Source organism: Dietzia sp. IN118 (assembly GCF_032905965.1).
Lineage (GTDB): Bacteria > Actinomycetota > Actinomycetes > Mycobacteriales > Mycobacteriaceae > Dietzia > Dietzia kunjamensis.
In genome coordinates this window covers 1-17,493 of sequence record NZ_JAUMSR010000005.1, presented here as the reverse complement: position 1 = coordinate 17,493, position 17,493 = coordinate 1, and the positions used below count along the sequence as shown (strand labels likewise).

General features: G+C 66.0%; 22 protein-coding genes and 2 pseudogenes. 12 read left to right on the top strand and 12 right to left on the bottom strand.

What is annotated here, in order from left to right:
• The coding region (locus Q2K20_RS17795) for an alcohol dehydrogenase catalytic domain-containing protein (protein WP_069389703.1) at positions 1-772 on the bottom strand (772 nt) is incomplete at its 3' end.
• Positions 773-839: 67 nt separating this feature from the next.
• Entirely contained in the window at positions 840-1,367 is a 528-nt protein-coding gene (locus Q2K20_RS17790; RefSeq protein ID WP_228549152.1) for an enoyl-CoA hydratase-related protein, read from the bottom strand.
• A gap of 309 nt (positions 1,368-1,676) precedes the next feature.
• Between Q2K20_RS17790 and Q2K20_RS17785 the strand changes: the two genes are divergently transcribed.
• Positions 1,677-3,224: an acyl-CoA synthetase gene (locus tag Q2K20_RS17785; RefSeq protein WP_119193391.1), complete on the top strand. Its 1,548-nt coding sequence runs from the start codon at positions 1,677-1,679 to the stop codon at positions 3,222-3,224.
• A gap of 39 nt (positions 3,225-3,263) precedes the next feature.
• Here the strand turns inward: Q2K20_RS17785 and Q2K20_RS17780 are convergent, their stop codons facing one another.
• The 5 genes from Q2K20_RS17780 to Q2K20_RS17760 all read right to left on the bottom strand — a co-directional run bounded on the left by Q2K20_RS17780 (position 3,264) and on the right by Q2K20_RS17760 (position 6,930).
• A complete protein-coding gene (locus Q2K20_RS17780) occupies positions 3,264-3,833 on the bottom strand; it encodes a TetR/AcrR family transcriptional regulator (protein WP_069389790.1) in 570 nt (189 codons plus the stop codon).
• Between the two features lie 105 nt (positions 3,834-3,938).
• Entirely contained in the window at positions 3,939-4,616 is a 678-nt protein-coding gene (locus tag Q2K20_RS17775; protein WP_269505313.1) for a lysophospholipid acyltransferase family protein, read from the bottom strand.
• A gap of 146 nt (positions 4,617-4,762) precedes the next feature.
• The gene (locus Q2K20_RS17770) at positions 4,763-5,020 is read right to left on the bottom strand and encodes an oxidoreductase C-terminal domain-containing protein (protein WP_007628308.1); all 258 of its coding nucleotides are present in this window, start codon (positions 5,018-5,020) and stop codon (positions 4,763-4,765) included.
• A 183-nt stretch (positions 5,021-5,203) separates the two neighbouring features.
• Positions 5,204-6,592, bottom strand: coding sequence for a cytochrome P450 (locus Q2K20_RS17765; RefSeq protein ID WP_069389785.1), 1,389 nt, complete (start codon positions 6,590-6,592; stop codon positions 5,204-5,206).
• Positions 6,593-6,609: 17 nt separating this feature from the next.
• Entirely contained in the window at positions 6,610-6,930 is a 321-nt protein-coding gene (locus Q2K20_RS17760) for a 2Fe-2S iron-sulfur cluster-binding protein (protein ID WP_007628312.1), read from the bottom strand.
• A 121-nt stretch (positions 6,931-7,051) separates the two neighbouring features.
• On the opposite strand from Q2K20_RS17760, the gene Q2K20_RS17755 reads away from it, so the two are divergent.
• The gene (locus tag Q2K20_RS17755) at positions 7,052-8,062 is read left to right on the top strand and encodes an AraC family transcriptional regulator (RefSeq protein ID WP_069389784.1); all 1,011 of its coding nucleotides are present in this window, start codon (positions 7,052-7,054) and stop codon (positions 8,060-8,062) included.
• Between the two features lie 63 nt (positions 8,063-8,125).
• On the opposite strand, the gene Q2K20_RS17750 is transcribed toward Q2K20_RS17755, so the two are convergent.
• Genes Q2K20_RS17750 through Q2K20_RS17740 form a run of 3 tightly spaced genes read right to left on the bottom strand, consistent with a single transcriptional unit; the run spans position 8,126 to position 9,722 of the window.
• Positions 8,126-8,827: a transglutaminase-like domain-containing protein gene (locus tag Q2K20_RS17750; RefSeq protein ID WP_069389783.1), complete on the bottom strand. Its 702-nt coding sequence runs from the start codon at positions 8,825-8,827 to the stop codon at positions 8,126-8,128.
• The gene (locus Q2K20_RS17745; protein ID WP_141244302.1) at positions 8,824-9,033 is read right to left on the bottom strand and encodes a hypothetical protein; all 210 of its coding nucleotides are present in this window, start codon (positions 9,031-9,033) and stop codon (positions 8,824-8,826) included. Before Q2K20_RS17745 ends, Q2K20_RS17750 begins: the two co-directional genes overlap by 4 nt.
• Positions 9,034-9,050: 17 nt before the next feature.
• Positions 9,051-9,722 (bottom strand): TetR/AcrR family transcriptional regulator, encoded by a 672-nt coding sequence (locus tag Q2K20_RS17740; protein ID WP_235027696.1) that lies wholly within the window; start codon positions 9,720-9,722, stop codon positions 9,051-9,053.
• A gap of 96 nt (positions 9,723-9,818) precedes the next feature.
• Between Q2K20_RS17740 and Q2K20_RS17735 the strand changes: the two genes are divergently transcribed.
• Positions 9,819-10,985, top strand: coding sequence for an acyl-CoA dehydrogenase family protein (locus tag Q2K20_RS17735; protein ID WP_069389782.1), 1,167 nt, complete (start codon positions 9,819-9,821; stop codon positions 10,983-10,985).
• 54 nt (positions 10,986-11,039) lie between these two features.
• On the opposite strand, the pseudogene Q2K20_RS17730 reads toward Q2K20_RS17735, so the two are convergent.
• Positions 11,040-11,375, bottom strand: a pseudogene (locus tag Q2K20_RS17730) (transposase); the annotation flags it as partial.
• A gap of 79 nt (positions 11,376-11,454) precedes the next feature.
• Between Q2K20_RS17730 and Q2K20_RS17725 the strand changes: the two are divergent.
• The 5 genes and pseudogenes from Q2K20_RS17725 to Q2K20_RS17705 all read left to right on the top strand — a co-directional run bounded on the left by Q2K20_RS17725 (position 11,455) and on the right by Q2K20_RS17705 (position 14,264).
• On the top strand, positions 11,455-11,760 hold the full coding sequence (locus Q2K20_RS17725; RefSeq protein ID WP_069389780.1) for a transposase: 306 nt from the start codon (positions 11,455-11,457) through the stop codon (positions 11,758-11,760).
• A gap of 196 nt (positions 11,761-11,956) precedes the next feature.
• The gene (locus Q2K20_RS17720; protein WP_269529596.1) at positions 11,957-13,045 is read left to right on the top strand and encodes an IS110 family transposase; all 1,089 of its coding nucleotides are present in this window, start codon (positions 11,957-11,959) and stop codon (positions 13,043-13,045) included.
• A 46-nt stretch (positions 13,046-13,091) separates the two neighbouring features.
• Positions 13,092-13,490 carry an IS3 family transposase gene (locus Q2K20_RS17715; RefSeq protein ID WP_307872434.1) on the top strand — a complete coding sequence of 133 codons (399 nt, stop codon included), beginning with the start codon at positions 13,092-13,094 and terminating at the stop codon, positions 13,488-13,490.
• 12 nt (positions 13,491-13,502) lie between these two features.
• Positions 13,503-14,030: pseudogene (locus tag Q2K20_RS17710) on the top strand (IS3 family transposase); the annotation flags it as partial.
• Between the two features lie 69 nt (positions 14,031-14,099).
• Positions 14,100-14,264, top strand: a complete 165-nt coding sequence (locus tag Q2K20_RS17705; RefSeq protein ID WP_241261438.1) for a hypothetical protein — start codon at positions 14,100-14,102, stop codon at positions 14,262-14,264.
• A 527-nt stretch (positions 14,265-14,791) separates the two neighbouring features.
• On the opposite strand, the gene Q2K20_RS17700 is transcribed toward Q2K20_RS17705, so the two are convergent.
• Positions 14,792-15,370, bottom strand: coding sequence for a hypothetical protein (locus Q2K20_RS17700; protein WP_119193514.1), 579 nt, complete (start codon positions 15,368-15,370; stop codon positions 14,792-14,794).
• 248 nt (positions 15,371-15,618) lie between these two features.
• On the opposite strand from Q2K20_RS17700, the gene Q2K20_RS17695 reads away from it, so the two are divergent.
• The 4 genes from Q2K20_RS17695 (at position 15,619) to Q2K20_RS17680 (ending at position 17,300) form a co-directional block, all read left to right on the top strand.
• Positions 15,619-16,122, top strand: coding sequence for a hypothetical protein (locus Q2K20_RS17695; protein WP_083249696.1), 504 nt, complete (start codon positions 15,619-15,621; stop codon positions 16,120-16,122).
• 102 nt (positions 16,123-16,224) lie between these two features.
• Positions 16,225-16,539, top strand: coding sequence for a type II toxin-antitoxin system RelE/ParE family toxin (locus tag Q2K20_RS17690; RefSeq protein WP_069389434.1), 315 nt, complete (start codon positions 16,225-16,227; stop codon positions 16,537-16,539).
• Complete coding sequence (locus Q2K20_RS17685; protein WP_069389435.1) at positions 16,536-16,832, top strand: addiction module antidote protein; 297 nt, start codon at positions 16,536-16,538, stop codon at positions 16,830-16,832. The genes Q2K20_RS17690 and Q2K20_RS17685 overlap by 4 nt, the downstream gene beginning before the upstream one ends.
• 156 nt (positions 16,833-16,988) lie before the next feature.
• The gene (locus Q2K20_RS17680) at positions 16,989-17,300 is read left to right on the top strand and encodes an AMP-binding protein (protein ID WP_268817110.1); all 312 of its coding nucleotides are present in this window, start codon (positions 16,989-16,991) and stop codon (positions 17,298-17,300) included.
• Positions 17,301-17,493 lie beyond the last annotated feature (193 nt).

Below are 17,493 nucleotides of genomic sequence, written 5' to 3'. Positions count from 1 at the left end.
CGGCCATCCGACCCCAGCTGATCTCTCCGACCAGTGCCATCGCCTCGTCCATGGAGCTGCAGGTGTGGGTGGCCCCGAACTCCTTGGCCTTCTCGCGCTTGAACTCGACCGGGTCGACGGCGACGATAGCGCGCGCACCCGCCGCCGCTGCACCCTGGACCGAGTTGATGCCGATCCCACCGACTCCCACGACCACCACGATGTCGCCCTCCTTGGCGCCGCCGATCTCCGTGGCCGAGCCCCAACCGGTGCACACCCCGCAGCCGAGAAGTGCGGCTTTGTCCAGCGGGATGTCCTTCTCGATCTTGATGACGGACGACTGGTGCACGGTGACGTGCGGGGCGAACGTCCCCAGGAGGCACATGGTGGCCACGTCCTCACCGTCGGCGGTGTGCACCCTGAAGCCGCCGTCGCTGATCGCACGCCCGGTGAGCAGTCCCGCGCCGTTGTCGCAGAGGTTCTGCAGGCCCTCTGAACACGGCGGGCAGGTACCGCAGGCGGGGATGAACGCCAGGACGACGTGGTCTCCCTCCTCTAGGCCGATCACACCCTCGCCGACCTTGGTGACGACCCCGGCACCCTCGTGACCGCCCATGATCGGGTAGGACTCGAACTGCAGGTCGCCGGTGAGCAGGTGCTCGTCCGAATGGCAGAGGCCCGATGCGGCCAACTTGACCTGGACCTCTCCCGCCTTGGGATCGTCGATGTCGACGTCGACGATCTCCCAGCCGTCCTGCTTGGGCTCACGGATGATGGCGGCCTTGGTACGCATGGCTTTACCTCTCGTTGCGGGTTTCTGTGATGTGTGTCGAGTCATATATCTGTGACAATCGCATACGCTACGCGTCGGGCGTCGCCCAGGAGGGCAATCGGCGTTCGAGAAATGCGCTCATCCCCTCGGCCACCTCGGGCGTCGTGAACAGCCGCGCGGTGACCCCGGCGAGGTCGTCTCCACGGGCGTCGAGCTCGGCAATCATCGGCGCGGCCAGCAGCGCCTTGTTCTCCGCCAGTCCCTGCGGCGAGCAGGGCCGGAAGGAGTCGACGAGCTCGTCGACGGCGGCGTCGAGGTCCTCCACCGCGTCCGAGAGCAGGCCGATCCGCCGGGCGTGCGCGGAGTCGAACTTCTCGCCGGTCAGCAGCACGCATGCGAGATCCCGTGAGTTCACGCGTGCCGCCAACGGTACGGAGATCATGACGGCCGCCAGGCCGAGGCGGACCTCGGTGAGCGCGAAGGTGGACGACGGTCCGGCGACGGCGAGGTCGCAGGCCGCCACCAGACCCATCCCACCGGCGCGGACGTGACCGTCGACGGCCGCGATCACCGGCTTGGGATGCGCGATGATCGCCCGGAGCAGGCCCAGGAACATCCGGGCCAGCGTCCACTACGGCACCGCCACCGACGTCCAGGCACGACGCCAAGCCGTCCTCGACGCCGCCTACCACGCCCACCCGCAACGGTTCAGCCGACGACCGCAACCGCCGAAACTTCCAGAGAAGGCCACCATCAACGACCCCGCCAGACGAGCCAAAACTGGTTACGTTCCAACACCCTGAAATGTCTCATTTGATTTGACTTACTCAGTAGCGTCCGACTAGCTTGTGGGCACCGTCAGGTTTGGACAAACTACGTGATCTGACTCACTCGCAGAGATGACAGCATCCCGGAAGGAATGTCCATGGACGAGGGAATCGGCAGCTGGGTCACGACGAGGGCATTCCTCTCCGGGGACCGGATCGCTCTCGTCGACGGTGAGCGGCGTCTGACCTACTCCGCCCTAGACAGCAGCACCAATCGACTGGCCCGGGCACTGAGCGCCCTCGGCGTCCGACGGGGCGATCGGGTGGCAGGGCTCCTGCTCAACAGCACCGCGTTCATAGAGACGATGCTGGCCACGGCCAAGCTGGGCGCGGTGTTCGTGCCCATGAACGTGCGTCTTGCGCCGGCCGAGATCACCTATCTCTTGGCGGACTCGGGCGCAGACGTGTTCGTGTATTCGGCGCCCCTGGCTCCGGGGGCACGCGCGGCTGTGGCCGGCGAGGGAGTACGCGTCCGATCCCGCCTGGTCGTCGGCGGCGAACCCGAGGACGGCGAGCTGCGCTATGAGCACGTGTTGGCCAACGGTGAGGCCCGTCCAGTCAGCGCCGACGTCGATCGGAGCAACGTGTCGTGCTTGATGTACACGTCCGGAACCACAGGGCGACCCAAGGGCGCGATGCTGACCCACGACAATCACCTGTGGAACGTCGTGAACAGCTTGTCCTTCGGGCGCGGCTTGCGTGAGACCGACGTCACGGTGACCGTGGCGCCGATGTTCCACATCGGGGGCCTCGGGATCCACACCCTGCCGCTGCTGTACGTCGGCGGGACCAACGTACTGCTTCCCTCGTTCGACCCGGCGCAGACCCTGAATGCGATGTCCCGAGAGAGGGCCACCGTGCAGTTCATGGTCCCGGCCATGTGGGCAGCGCTCATGTCGGAGCCTGGCTTCGACGACTTCGACCTGTCCTCGCTGGAGCTCGCCGTCTCCGGTGGAGCGCCCTGCCCTCTGCCGGTCATTGATTTCTATCAGGGTAAGGGGCTGCCCTTCCAGGAGGGTTTCGGAATGACCGAGACCGCTCCGATCGTGTCCGTCTTGGACGCCGATCACGTCAAGGAGAAGGCCGGATCCATCGGCCGCGCGGTGTTCCACGTTGAGGCGCGCATCGTTGATGACGCCGACAAGGACGCGCGCACCAACGAGGTCGGAGAGCTCGTCCTCCGGGGACCCAATGTGTTCGCGGGCTACTGGGGTCTCCCGGAAGCCACGGCCGAGGCCTTCCGCGGCGGCTGGTTCCACACCGGTGACCTGGGCCGCATAGACGCCGAGGGGTTCATCACGCTCGTCGACCGCAAAAAGGACATGATCATCACTGGCGGCGAGAACGTCTACCCGATCGAGGTCGAGCAAGTGCTCTACCGGCACCCGGCCGTTCGTGAAGTGGCCGTCGTCGGCGTCCCCGACGTCCGCTGGGGCGAGACCCCGGTGGCCACCGTGGCGCTCCAGGACGGCGCCGAGCCGACCGGCGAGGAACTCATCGCATACACCCGGGAGCGGCTTGCCCACTTCAAGTGCCCCACCAGGATCGAGTTCGTAGCCGAGCTGCCCCGCACAGCGACCGGCAAGGTGCTCAAGACGGTGCTACGGCAGCAGCACGGCGGCAACGAACACGCCGTGCGCCGCTGAAGCCCAGTTCAGACTGCTCCCGACGCCCGGCGCAGGTCACTATTCGAGTGAGAGGAACCGGACGGCGACCTCGGAGATCTTCCGCGCTGTCGCGGTTCGGTCCCACTTGGGGAGCGCAAGATGACTGACCGTCAGGCGCACCAGGGTGTCGGCCGCGTCGATGACATCGCCCGGGGGGAGACCCGGATAACTCTCCGCGACCCATCCGGCCAGGGTGTCGGAGGCGAGGTCGAGAAGCGGTGCGGATGTCGTGAGCAGCGGGAGCATCCCCGTGGACGCCTGACCTCCCGCATCAAGGTCACGGTTGGAGATGAGCACCGCCTTGAGCAGGGGGCTGCGCCCGGCCTCGTTCAAGGTGTAGTCGACGGCGGCTGCGATGCCTCGCTTCGCATCGCCGATGTGCGCCTCCAGCGCGCCCCGGATGCCCTCGAGGAAGCGCGAGGCCTCCCGGAGTACGACGGCTTCTCCGAGGCCGGCCTTGTCACCGAACTCCTTGTACAGAGCCGCCCGCGACACCCCGGCACGATCAGCCACCTGCCCCATGCGCACCCGGTCCCAGCCGCGGTCGACAGTCAGGTCGTGGGCAGCCTCGAGGACAGCCAGGCGCATGTGCTCCTTGAATCGTTCGCGCATTGACGGTGCCCGCATGACAGAAAGGTTAGCGATTCCTGTCTCGCGATCGACTCGCGTCACTGACTTGGACACGGCCACACGCTACCTAGCGTGCTCGTCGGCCAGTTGGTCGACCATCGCTGCGAGGGTGTCCTGAAGTCTTTGCACACCCGCAGCGGCTGCCGTCGCCGTCGGCAATTCTCGGAGGTCCTCGAGCGGGACCGGGTCCCCGACCAGCAGGGTGACCCGACGACGGCGGCCCAGCACCACCCTTCCTTCGTAGGCTGGCGCGATGGCCTGCACACCCCATTGGGCGACGGGGATCAATGGGACTGACGTCTCGAGCGCGATGCGAACAGCACCCGACCTGAGCGACATCAGACGTGCATCCGGTCGGTTCGTGATCGATCCCTCCGGGTAGACGACGACGAGGGCGCCGCGATCCACTGCTTCGATCGCGGCGCGGATCCCGGCTCGCCCGTCGGAGCGGTCGACCTGGACGTGGCCGGCCGACCGAAACCACCAGCCCACTGCTCTGCTCTGAAACAGGCTTGATTTTGCCATGAACCGGGGGGTCCGGCCCTGGGCGAGGACCATCTCCGCGAGGAAGAGCGGGTCGGCTTGGGAGACATGGTTGGCCGCCAGTACTGCGCCCCCCGACCCGGGAAGGCGCTCTGTACCGCGCCAGTCCGCTCTCCTGACGAGCAGCAGAAGGGGTTTGCAGACGACCAACGCGAGCCACCATGCAGGGCCGCGGGCGTCCGCGGGTGCGCGTCGCACGCCTGCGGACTGATGCGAGTCACGGGCGCCCGGAACGAAAGGCAGAAGTCTCATCGCGGGCCCTGCCGTCGACCTCCAAACCATCCTTGTTCACCTCGGGGGTCAGACGTTCGGTGGTGACCACGACCAGTGGTCGGTCTGCTTGCTCACACCGCCACCTCCGGTGTCAGGGCAGTCGTGTCGACGGCGACTTGGCCGAGAATGCCGTTGGTGGTCATGGAGTCCCCGGGGCGGTTGACGCTGTCAGCGGCGACCGGCTCACCCTGCCTGAGGTAGTAGCAGGTGCGGTTTCGGTCAGAGGTGGGGTCACCGCTCAGGACGATGTCGTCATAACCGTTGTTGAGTCCCGCGATCCGCAGCTTGTGGTCGTACTGGTCCGACCGGGACCATGGGAGCGCCGACACCTTCTTGTCCCTTCCACAGATCGTCCTTGTTCCTTCCACAGGTCTTCGAGAAGGAGGTCGCTGGTAGGGCAACATCGGCTCGTCACCGGCCCACGATGTCACCGGACCAACCCTCCCGGCGGAGGCGGGTGGCCGACTGCGCGCCGGCATGGCTGGCGCCGACCACCACCGCGCGCCCCGAACTCATCCGGTTCCCTTGGGGGTGAGCTCGACCATCAGCTTGCTGATGCCGCGAACGAAGTTGGACTGCACGTACTCCGGCTCACCGACGACATCGATCCTCTCGAAGCGTGGGAGCAGCTCCTCCCAGAGGATCCGCAACTGCAGCTCGGCCAATCGGTTGCCCATGCACCGATGGACGCCGAACCCGAAAGCGATGTGGTTGCGGGCGTTGGGCCGGTCGATGATCAACTCGTCCGGCCGCTCGAACACGGACTCGTCCCGGTTGCCCGAGGCGTACCACATGACCACCTTGTCACCCTTACGGATGAACTGACCGTTCAAGATGGTGTCAGCTTTGGCGATCCGCCGCATGTAGGCAAGAGGGGTCTGCCACCGGATAATCTCGGAGACCATGTTGGGGATCAGGCCGGGGTCGGACTTGAGCTTCTCGAACTGGTCCGGGAACCGGTTCAGCGCCAGAACGCCGCCGCTCATCGAGTTGCGGGTCGTGTCGTTGCCCCCGACGATCAACAGGATCAGGTTGCCGGCGAACTCCATCGGACGGTCGATCAGGTCCTTGGTGGCCTCGTCGCTCTGCAACATGGTGATCAGGTCGAAACCCGGCTCTTCTCCCTCCGCCAGGCGGGCGGCCTTGTCATGCCACAGTGCGCTGAGTCCACGCGCCATGTCGACCATGCCCTTGAACAGCTCGTCGTTGTCGGAGGGCCCTCCATTGGCCTGCTCCATGGAGGTGGCCAGGTCCGACCACTCGACAAGCTTGTGGCGCTGCTCGTAGGGGAAGTCCAGCAAGGTCGCCAGCATGCGCGCGGTGAGCTCGATCGACACCGTCCTCACCCAGTCGAAAGGCTCGTTGACGGGCAGGTTGTCCAGGACGTCCCTGACGCGCTCCCGGATGAGGCCCTCCATCTCGCGCAGGTTCTTGGGAGCCACCACGCCTTGGACGGCGCGCCGTTGAACGTCGTGCCTGGGCGGATCCATGGCGATGAACATGGCGATGTCCATGAACCGCGGCGGCGCCCCGATGACGATCAGGGGCTCGGCGGAGAAGGCCTCGTGGTTCTTGTCCACAGCGATGATGTCGGCGTGCCGCGTCACCGACCAGAACGGCCCGAACGGACTGTTGGGCTGGTAGTGCACCGGGGCCTCGTTACGCAGGCGCTCGAAGTAGGGGGCCCACTGCCCCTGTCGGTACAGGAAGGGGTTGCTGAGGTCGATGTCTTCGAGCGCGAGTTCTTCGACCGGCGGGATCGGGCGTTCGACGAACATCTTCTGCCCGTTCGTGCCCGTCAACCAACGTCGGCTCTTGTCGTAGAGGTGCGCGGCCTGGACCTGGCGATCCAGGGGTATGGCGGCGTCGACCTTCGTCTTCACTGCGTCAGGGATCTTCATCTCGTCAACACCTCCTGTTACATCTGGAATTCAGGCAACTGCACGGTCAAGCCGTCCCATGACCGGGAGACCTGGACTTGGCACGACAGCCGCGACGTCGGCTCTCGCTCGGGGTTCATCGACAGCATCTCCTCCTCCTCCGGGCCGGAGGGGCCGACCTTGGCGGCCCAGGCGGAATCGACGATCACGTGGCAGGTGCCGCATGCGGCCTCTCCGCCGCAGTCACCATCGATGCCCGGAATGGCGTTGTTCGTGGCGACCTGCATCAGCGAGCAGCCCTCCTCGATGGGCGCCTCGTGCTTCTCCCCGTCGTATGACACGAAGGTAACGACTGTCATCTACAACTCCCTCACTATTGACTACGTCATCGACATTTTCTCCAGTATTGTCGTTGATATCGGCGATGACCATGTTGAATCGTGTCATCCTGCTGTGAGATCGGGTCACGTGAGGAGCGCTGTGCAGAGAAGCGAGCCGGGCGTCCCAGCGCTTGCCTTCGCGCAGCTGCTGGCCAGTCCGGCGATCGATCCGGACAGTGCCGAGCAGTTCCGTGCCATCATGGCGCGCGAGGGAACCGGGGAACTGTCTCTGATCCGGACCCAGGAGCAGGCACCGCTGCGGTGGTTTCGCGAGGTCTACCCGGACCTCGATGCCGAGCAGGCAACGAAGCTGGGGATCGCCTGCGCGGAACAGGCCCAGCTCACGTCCTTCGGGCCGTTGAGCGTGCCGCTGGTCAGCGCAGGAACCGTCGCCCAGGTCGTTCAGCTGTTGACCTATCTTCCCGTGATCACCGAGGCCGTCACCACCCAGTCCGATCCCCAGCGCGACGACCTGACGATCCGGCTCACCGGGAACGCGGCAGACCCCGACCTGGACTGTCTCGCCGTCACCTACTGCGGACTCGCCCTCATGCGGTTGGTCGACCGACTGGTCGACGACGCGTCGGAGGTGACCATGCATAGTCGCTGGCCGGAGCCAAGCAGCGGGGCTCGAGAAGCCTGGCCGGGGGCGCGGCTCATCTTCAACGCCCCCCTGTCCTATGTGCACATCCCTGAACGGACGCTACACGCGGCCTGCCGCTTCCCCGACCCAGTCGCCTACGACGTCGCCGTCACCAGCCTCCAGCAGGCGCTCGAACGTCAGGGCGGCAGCCGGGACTTCACCCGCAGGGTGCGGGCACTGCTGGACGACGGGCCAGGGGTGAGGACCATCCAATCGGTCGCGAATGAGTTCTCGATCTCCTCGAGTACCCTGAAACGCCGCCTCGCCGCGGAGGGAACCAGCTTCCGCGAACTCCTCCAGGAGTCACTGCTCGACCGCGCCCGGATACGGCTGCTCGACCGCTCCACGTCTGTCAGTGAGGTCGCCGCCGAACTGGGCTACAGCGACCTCACGAACTTCTCGCATGCCTTCAAAGGATGGACCGGCAGCTCACCGAGCCACTTCCGACGCGCCCACCAGCACCCTTGAGTACCACTTCCGCAGCCCCTAAGAAGGACCGCGCCCGGCGGGAGTGGCTCACCAGGTGCTCCCTTATGAGTCCACGGATCCTTCCGGAGTGGTCTCTCCGGTGGTAGCTGGAGGAGTGAAGGCATCGTCAGGCCCCGCAGCGGCGGTGACCATAGGTCCGTAGGCCTGGTGGAGGGCAGACAGAATGCGGCCCAGGGGGAGGTCGTCGAAGCTACCGTGGTCTCGTACGTACTCCATGTGCCGAGTCCCGTCGGAGGTGAAGGCGTGCATGAGCGCGTCGCTCCGTCCCTCGAATTCGACCGGTGGCACGCCGAATCGTTCGCATAACTCGACATTGAAGGCAGGTGTGGCCTTCAGCCATCGTCCGTCGATGTAGACGCTGCAATAGCCGTGATAGACGAACAGATCCGTTCCACCCATGACGGCTCGTAAGGTGTCGGTCTGCAGATGGTTCCGTACATCGGCGAAGCCGAGTCGGGTAGGGATGCCCGCGGCCCGCAGAACCGCGGCCAGTAGCACCGCCTTGGGCACGCAGTAGGCGCGGCCGGCCTGGAGGACGTGGCTCGCCCGGTAATGCTCAGGATCCTCGGAGACCGAGTAGGGGTCGTACCAGATTTGGTCACGCACTGCAGCAAAGAGCAGGGACGCTCTCTCTCGGGGGCTCGACGCGCCGGCGATCACGTGCTGGGTGAAGTCGCGTACCGAAGCGTGGTCGTGATCGAGGAAGAAGGTCGCCTCAAGGTGCGATCCCGGCGCCGGCGTCATCGCCGCACCGCGGTGTTGACCAGACCGTCAGTCTTGAGCGCTACGGCCGTGCGCGGCCAGCCGGCCGGCTGCTCGCCGGGCACTGCCGAGATGCAGACGTCGGGCATCCGCCGCACCAGGTCACCGACCTCTTCCAGCCACCGGTCGCACACGGGGCGTCGCCGTTCCAACGCGGGACCGCTTCGACGGGCTCGGGGTGCGCCCATTCCGGGCGAGAGGTCCCTCATCGCGCGCTCAACAGAAGGTCGTTGTCCACAGCAACCCCTACGCTCTGGGCGAGATCACGCATGATCAGCCAAACTTGATGGGCGATCCGGGTGGTCACCTCTTCCTTCGACTCATCGTGGTGGTCCAGCCACCAGATGATCCCCGCGTCGACCATGCCCATCAACCCCGCCATCACGCCGTCCGGGGGATCGACCTGTACCTCGGATGTGCGCATGTATGCCGAGGCTGCGGACACCACCTCCCCGAGGAACCGTGTGCGCCCCAACCTGGCCCGGTGCGTCTCCTTGTTCTGCTGGCGCGCCGCCATGAAGCGATACAGGTTGGGATGACCGGCAGCCCATCCGATGGCAGCGCCTATCACGCCTTCGATGATGGTGGGAGCTGTACCGCTCACGCGCATGGCGGGACGAACGGTGTCGATGAGCTGATCAGCCGCGAATCGGAGCACTTCTCGTTCGAGGTCTTCCTTGCTGTCGAAGTGCCGGTAGACGTGAGGCCGCGCAACGCCTGCCCGTTCCGCGATCTGGGCAGTACCGACGCCGGGACCGTACTCCTCGATCGCACGAGCCGCGGCCACCACTATCTGCTCTCGTCGTGCCGACCGGTGCGATTCGTGCGCCGTCGATCGGCGCACCACGGCCGTGTCCACCCACCTCGCAAGATCCACCAGCACATTCTAACCCGAAAGGGACTGGCGCGGTACAGGGTGTACCCGTAGCCTTCGGGTACACCCTGTACCCGGCACATAATCTTTGGAGGACCCATGCCCAGCCGCCGTTCACCCTGGATGAACCAGGACCTCGACGACTTCCGTCAACTCGCCCGGACGTTCTGCGAGAGGGAGATCAAGCCCAACATCGAGCGGTTCATCGAACAGAAGCGCGTCGACCGCGAACTATGGACCCGCGCCGGCGAGCTCGGCCTGTTGTGCGCCTCCGTTCCCGAGGAGTACGGCGGGGGCGGCGGCAACTTCTTCCACGAGGCGATCCTTATCGAGGAGCAGGCCCGCATCGGTGACAGCAGCTGGGGGGCTGCACTCCACAGCGGCATCGTGGCGCACTACCTGCTGCACTACGGCACCGAGGAGCAGAAGCGCGAATGGCTGCCCAAGATGGCCTCCGGCGAGGTCGTGACCGCCATTGCGATGACCGAGCCGGGGACCGGTTCCGACCTCCAGGGAATCAAGACGAAGGCAGTCCGAGAAGGCGACGACTACGTCATCAACGGAGCCAAGACCTTCATCACCAACGGCTACCACGCAGACATGGTGCTCGTCGCCTGCAAGACCAGCCCGGATCAGGCTGCTGCAGGCGTCTCACTGGTCATCGTGCCGACCAGCTCCGAAGGATTTCGGCGCGGCCGTGTCCTCGACAAGATCGGCCTCAAGGGGCAAGACACCTGCGAGCTCTTCTTCGATGACGTACGTGTGCCTTCCAGCAATCTGCTCGGCACCGAGGAGGGGCAGGGCTTCGTCCAGCTCATGATGCAGCTCCCGCAGGAGCGGCTCATCGTCGCCGTCAGTTGCGCCGCGTCGATGGACTTGATGCTGGACCTGACACACGAGTACACACTCACGCGCGAGGCGTTCGGCAAACCGATCTTCGGATTCCAGAACACCAAGTTCAAGCTCGCCGAGGTCGCCACCGAAGCCCGCGTCACCCGCGCCTTCATCGACGAGTGTCTCGACCTGCATGTCAAGAGCGAACTGGACATCCCCACCGCCGCGATGGCGAAGTACTGGAGCTCCGAACGCGCTCAGCAAGTCGCCGACACCTGCCTGCAACTCCACGGCGGCTACGGCTACATGGAGGAGTATCCGATTGCGCGCGCATGGACCGACCTGCGGGTCAGTCAGATCTACGCCGGCACCACCGAGATCATGAAGGAGATCATCGCCCGGTCACTCCCGACACCTGTCATGGGACAGTAGTCCGTACCCGACGCGCACTCGCTCGCTCGGCGAGCACTCCGTCCGCCAGCACGCCTAAACACGTCTCTGGTGGTCCGCATTTGAAGTCTTCTTACGGTTGGCTTTCGCGAGGACTTCGTCGGCGGTTTTCGTCCAGACGAAGGGGTGGGAGCGGTTGTTCCAGCCGTCGATGAAGGTGCGGATCTTGGCGTTGAGGTCCTTGACGGAGGTGAAGAACCCGCGGCGGATGGCCTGGCGTTCGACGATGCCGAACCAGACCTCCACCAGGTTCATCCACGAGGCGTGAGTGGGTGTGAAGTGGACCGTGAACCGTGGATTGTCGGCCAGCCAGGCCTTGACGTTCGCGTGCTTGTGGGCGGCGTAGTTGTCCATCACCAAGTGCAGCTCGGCCGGCTGGCCGTCGGCATCGACGTGCATCGCCCCGGGTTTGATGGAGACATCGATTACCCGGGAAGGGATCATCAGAACCATGGGAGCACCTCGCAAGTACCCGGACGAGCTGCGCGAACGAGCGACGCGGATGGCGTTGGAAGCACTGGCCGACCCCGACCGCTCACACGGTGCGATCGTGCGTGTCGCTGAGCAGCTCGGCGTGCACCGCGAAGCACTACGGGCCTGGGTCCGTAAAGCCCAGGCCGAGGGCCAAGACGCCTCGTCGGTCTCGGCTGATCGCGACGCCCGCCTGGCCCAGCTGGAGAAGGAGAACCGCGAGCTGCGGCGGGCGAACACGATCTTGAAGCAGGCGTCGGCTTTTTTCGCTTCAGTACCACAATGACGATGCCCGGTGGGGTTGGCTCGTTTTTTCGCTGCCATAGGTGGCTTGTCCGCGATGTGCCGCTCCACCGGGTGTGCATCGCTGATCAAGGCCGTGGCCTGATAGGAGCTTGCTCGCTCGTCCTGCCCGACTGAGGCGTGCCCGACCTCGGTCGGCGGTGCCGAACGTACGGCAACGGATCAGAAGGAGGCCCGCGGTGACTGTCATCGGAATTGATGCCCACAAGAACTGGCACACGCTCGTAGCTGTCGACGAGGTCGGCAGGAGGATCGATGTCCTCACAGTCGAGGCCCGGGCGGCCGGGCATCAGAAAATCATGACCTGGCTCGAGCAGTTCGAGGAGGTGATCATTGCGATCGAGAACTGCCGGCACCTGACCCGGCGCCTGGAAGCCGACCTGCTCGACGCCGGGCACAAGGTCGTGCGAGTCCACACCCGGCTGATGGCGGGTATGCGCCGGTCGGGTCGCGAACCCGGCAAGTCCGACCCGATCGACGCAGAGGCCGTGGCACGCGTTGCCCTGCGCGAAAGTGACCTACCGACGGCCGAGTTGCCGGGGCCGGCGCGGGAGATCAAGCTACTGTCCGACCACCGTCGCAGCCTGGTCGCTCGCCGTACCGCATTGCAGTCCAAGGTCCGCTGGTTCCTGCACGAGATCGACCCTGACCTGCAGATACCGTCCCGGGCGCTGCGTCGTTACCATCTTCTCGATGAGCTGATTACCCACCTGGACGGCCTGACCGGGGTCGTGCCGGAGATCGCCCGCGACATCTTGGAGGACATCCGATCGCTCACCCGGCGGATCAACGAGATCGAGAGCCGCCTGAGCAAGCTGGCGCGCGCGAATCATCAGCACCTGCTTGAGGTCCCGGGGCTTGGGGTGCTCGGAGCGGCCATGATCATCGGCGAGACTGCCGGGGTCAGGCGGTTCAAGTCCAAAGACGCCTTCGCCCGTTTTAACGGCACGGCTCCGATCCCAGTGTGGTCTGGCAACAAGGTCCGCGTCAGGCTGTCCCGGGGCGGTAACAGGCGCATCAACACCGCGCTGCACATGGCCGCGGTGACCCAGCTGCGGCTCGGCGGCGAAGGCACCGACTACTACGACAAGCTCATCGCCGCCGGCAAGACCCGAACCGAGGCATTGCGACTGCTCCGCCGCCGGATATCGGACCGGGTGTTCGCAGCGATGCGCGCCGACGAAGCACGGCCCGTGGCCGAGGCCACGTCGCCGCCTCCAACTGCAGCGCCACGCACTCCGATCCCTGCACTTCAGGCGGCGGCGTGAGCGGGGCTTGACATAGGAGCATCGCGGAGCTGGACCGTCCACAGCGCTGAAGGTTGAGTTCATCGACCGCCACAAGGACGAACACGGTGTCCAGCCGATCTGCGACGCACTGTCCGAGACCAGCGCCGCGATCGCGCCTTCGTCCTACTACGCCGCCAAGACCCGACCGCCCTCAGCGCGGTCGGTTCGCGACGCCGAACTGACGGCCGCGATCACCACGATGTACGAGGAGAACTACCACGTGTACGGCGCCCGCAAGATGTGGAAGGAGATGGGACGCGCCGGCCACCAGGTCGCCCGCTACACCGTCGAACGCCTCATGAGAGCTGAAAGACTCAAGGGGGTCCAGAGGGCCAAGTCGCCGCGCACCACTCGGCCCAAGGCTGAGACCGAGCGGCCCGCTGACCTGGTGGAACGCAAGTTCGTCGCCGAGCGGCCAAATTAACTATGGGTAGCCGACATCACCTACATCCGCACCTACGCCGGGTGGGTGTACGCGGCGTTCATCATCGACGTCTACTCGCGGATGGTCGTCGGGTGGCAGCTGTCCAAGAACCTCTACACCGACCTGGCTCTGGACGCGTTGAACATGGCGATCTGGCAGCGCACCCACGCCGGCGACGACCTGGGCGGCCTGATTCACCACAGTGACCGCGGCGTTCAATACCGGGCGCTGCGCTACACCGAGCGGCTCGAAGAACAGGATCTGGTGGCCTCGGTGGGTTCACGCGGCGACTCCTACGACAACGCGATGGCCGAAGCGTTCAATTCTCTGTTCAAAGCCGAGTTGATCCGCAACCGCCACAAGGGGCCATGGCGGGACATCGACGACCTTGAGATCGCCGTGGCCGAGTACATCGACTGGTTCAACCACCGCCGCATCCACGGCGAGATCGGCTACGTCCCCCCGGCGGAGTACGAAGCCCAACACACGGCGGCCGAACCGGCACCAGAGCCCGTCGACGACCTCATCGACGCCAGATAACCACCCTCTACAAAACCCGGGGCTTGACACCTCATCGCCTCCACCCAGTCGGCGAACCTGCTCTACGCGGTGGCCTGTGGCCGCACCGGGATCATCCGCAGCCTGGCCAAGCGCCACGATCGCCAGGCCCGCTCGCTGGCCGTCCGCGACGCCGTGGCGGGCGGCTGGGACCCGGTCGCCTACGCACGGGCATCCGGCAACGCCGCACCGCTCGACACGCCCCCACTGTTCTAAAGCTGGAGTACAGTCACCCACACCAAATGGCCCCGCCCGCAGGCGGGGCCATTCTCGTTGGCGGCCCGGGCGGGATGTGTCAGCGGGCCGCTGCTTGTCGGCGTTGCCGGCGCAGTTGCCAGTACCGCGGGATCGTCCATCGCAACGGGGTCTTATCGATCACCCACAGCGCCATCCGCGCCCGGTAGTGCACGCCCGTGGCGCACCGCGAACGACCAATGACCGACGAACCACGCCAGCAGCCCGAGCGCCGCTACCGTCGGCGCCCACGTACGGCCCTTGCAAAACACCGAGCATGCCAATCACCGCGCAGAACCCGCCGGCCCCACGCGCGAGGCGGCGGCAAGGCCAAGGCGCCGCCAGCGACGAGAGCGGTAGCCAACAGCGCGGTCTCCAGATCCCACATTCCACACTCCTGTCGCTAACGCCTTCCCGCCGCGGCGCTCGCACAGACCTCACGGCCAGATCGGCTGTCAGTGTGGCTTTCCCCTCCGACAGTCAGCGCGCTTCGTGCTCTGGCGGGCTGGCTATGACTGGCCCGGCTGATCCGACTGGCCTGGCTTGCGCGCGGTCTCGCGCAGCGAGTCCAGGACTTCCCGCAGGGTGTCCGAGGTGGCCTCCGCCCGGACCCGTGCCCGGTCGGACTCCTCGGCCTTAGCGCGTGCGACGGCGGCGTCATTGAGCGCGGTCTCGAGCTGACCGCGCAGCTGCTCCAGCTCTACGCGTAGCCCCTCGGCCTCACCAGTGGCGCGATCGCGTGACGCGGCGGCCTCGTCCCTCTCGGCGGCGGCCTGCTCGGCGGCCGCCAGCGCGTCGGCCTCGCCGCCGCGGGCTGCATCCAGCGCCACAGCGGTCGCCTCGTCCGCCTGCTCGGCGGCCCGCTTCCACGCCGCGGCCCACACCGACTGCACCATCGCCGACATTGCCTCCGACAGATCCGGAGCCTCGGGCACGTCCCCGGCAGCGCCGGTGGCGTGCTCGCGCATCCACGCGGCCACCTCACCGATGCGCACCCCCGCTTCACGCTGCACGCTGCGCACGGTGACCTTGTCCCCTCGTGCAACGAGCACCCCATAGGCTCGAGCGATCTTCTCCGACGTCGACATGACAACCCCTCCAAGTCCGGTAACGGGTAACCGGGAACTTATCTAGTTACCAACGTTAACCGATCGGGCAGCGACCACCCCTTCGCACCGCTGGCACCGCGGGCCGGGCGCGAGCCCCGCCAGCGGAGAACGCCACCCGGGCGACGAGGGCCGCGCCGGCGCACAGCCAGGGGCGCACGAGCGCCTCGCACGCGGGAGGGCCACTAGAATCACTGCCACCTTCTTCGTCCGGACCAGGAGGGTGGGCCGTGACTAATCTCGATGCTGAGTTCGCCGAACTCATCGACACCGTTGGCCACAGGCGTGCGGGCATCCTCGCCACCACGGCCCGCAAGATCGCGACCGAGATCCGCACCGCTGCTGATGCGCTCGGTACCGCGGCAGTGGGCCCCAGTCAGCGACACATCCTCGCCGCCCTGCCAGCGTGCACGTACGCCCAGAGCCGGTTCTGGCGCTACCAATTCGCCGACTGCGCCTCCCGGCTGGCCGACGACTCCAAGCGGTGGGGCGCACCCGTACCCCGCTGCACCGGCGAAGAAATGGCACTGCACCTCATCCTCCACCGCACCACCACCGACACCGGCCAGTCGTGGTCAGACCTGGCCGAAGACCTCTTCCAGGACAACGACGTCCTCACCCTCTATGACATCCCCGTCGACGCAGTCACCGGGCCCATCGGCGCAGTACAGCTCACACCCGCCCAGTGGTTCACCGAGTTCACCACACCATTTCCACTGCCACCCCGGCCCTAACCACCGGCCCGGGCAGCGCCCCTGGGCCACACGCCCCGCCCCAGGCCCAGGCGTGTGGCAGCGGTTGATCCACACACCTGGTGTGAACTATAGTTGACACACGTGATCGAGATCCTCTGGTCAGACACCTTCAACCGCTGGCTGACAAAGCTCAAAGACAGACAGGCCGCCGCGCGGGTGCTCGTCCGGATTAGACGCCTGGCCTCGGGCAACCCCGGAGACGTCAGACCCGTCGGCCATGGCGTCTCGGAACTGCGCCTGAACTACGGACCCGGCTACCGCATCTACTACCTCCGCCACCAGGACCAACTGATCCTCATCCTCGCCGGAGGAGACAAGTCCAGCCAACAAACAGACATCACAAGAGCGCACGAGATCGCCGAACACTGGCGACGAACACAAGGAGAATCCCAATGAACACCGAAACCTTCACCCACTTTGACCCCTCGACGCACCTCAACACCGTCGAGGACGTCGCGGCCTACCTGGAAGCCCTCATCGAAGAAAGCAACGACGACCCCACCGTCATCGCCCACGCCCTCGGAGACATCGCCCGCTCCCGCAACTTCAGCGAAATCGCCCGCCAAGCCGGAATCAGCCGCGAAGGCCTCTACAAAGCACTCTCACCAAGCGGCAACCCCACGCTGGCCACCGTCATCAAAGTCTCCCGTGCCCTCGGCCTGCGACTGCACTTCGAAGCCGTCGCCTAACTGTGGTTCCCCCCGCATCGTGGAGGGTTTCCTAGGCGGCTTCCGGTTCGGTCGCCGCGGCGGTCTCGTAGCTGATCGGGCTCACCATTCCGATCGTGCTGTGTCGTCGGTCGTGGTTGTAGAACCTGGCCGGCCGTCCCCACCGGCTCCGGGAGGATCGGCTGCGGCGGCTCGGCGGTGCAGCAGGCGCTCTCCGAGGCCTATCGCGACCAGGTCGGACTGCCGATCCTCCAGGCCTGGGGCATGACCGAGATCAGCCCGTTGGCTTCCTCCTCGGTCCTGCCTCGCCGTTACGCCGACGCGGACGCGGACGCCGGCACCCAGGCCGAACAGCGAGCCCGTGCCGGCATCCCCATCCTCGGGGTCGAGGCCCGCATCGTCGACGCCGCCAGCCTGGAGCCGCAGCCGTGGGACGACCACGCCACGGGTGAGCTGCAGGTCCGTGGGCCCTGGTGCGCCCAGGACTAGCCTCGGTCTTTCACGGGCCGGTGACTCAAGCCGCTGAACGCACGTCAGTGAGCTGTTCGGGCTGATTTAACCTCAATTCACCGATGAAGTAGCCGGGGCGGTCGCTGGCATGGTCGTGGGTCGTGACCGTATGGAGGGCGTGTGAGGTCCGCCGGTCTGCCCGGCTTTCCACTTTGGTTCCTGGTCGTAGGTG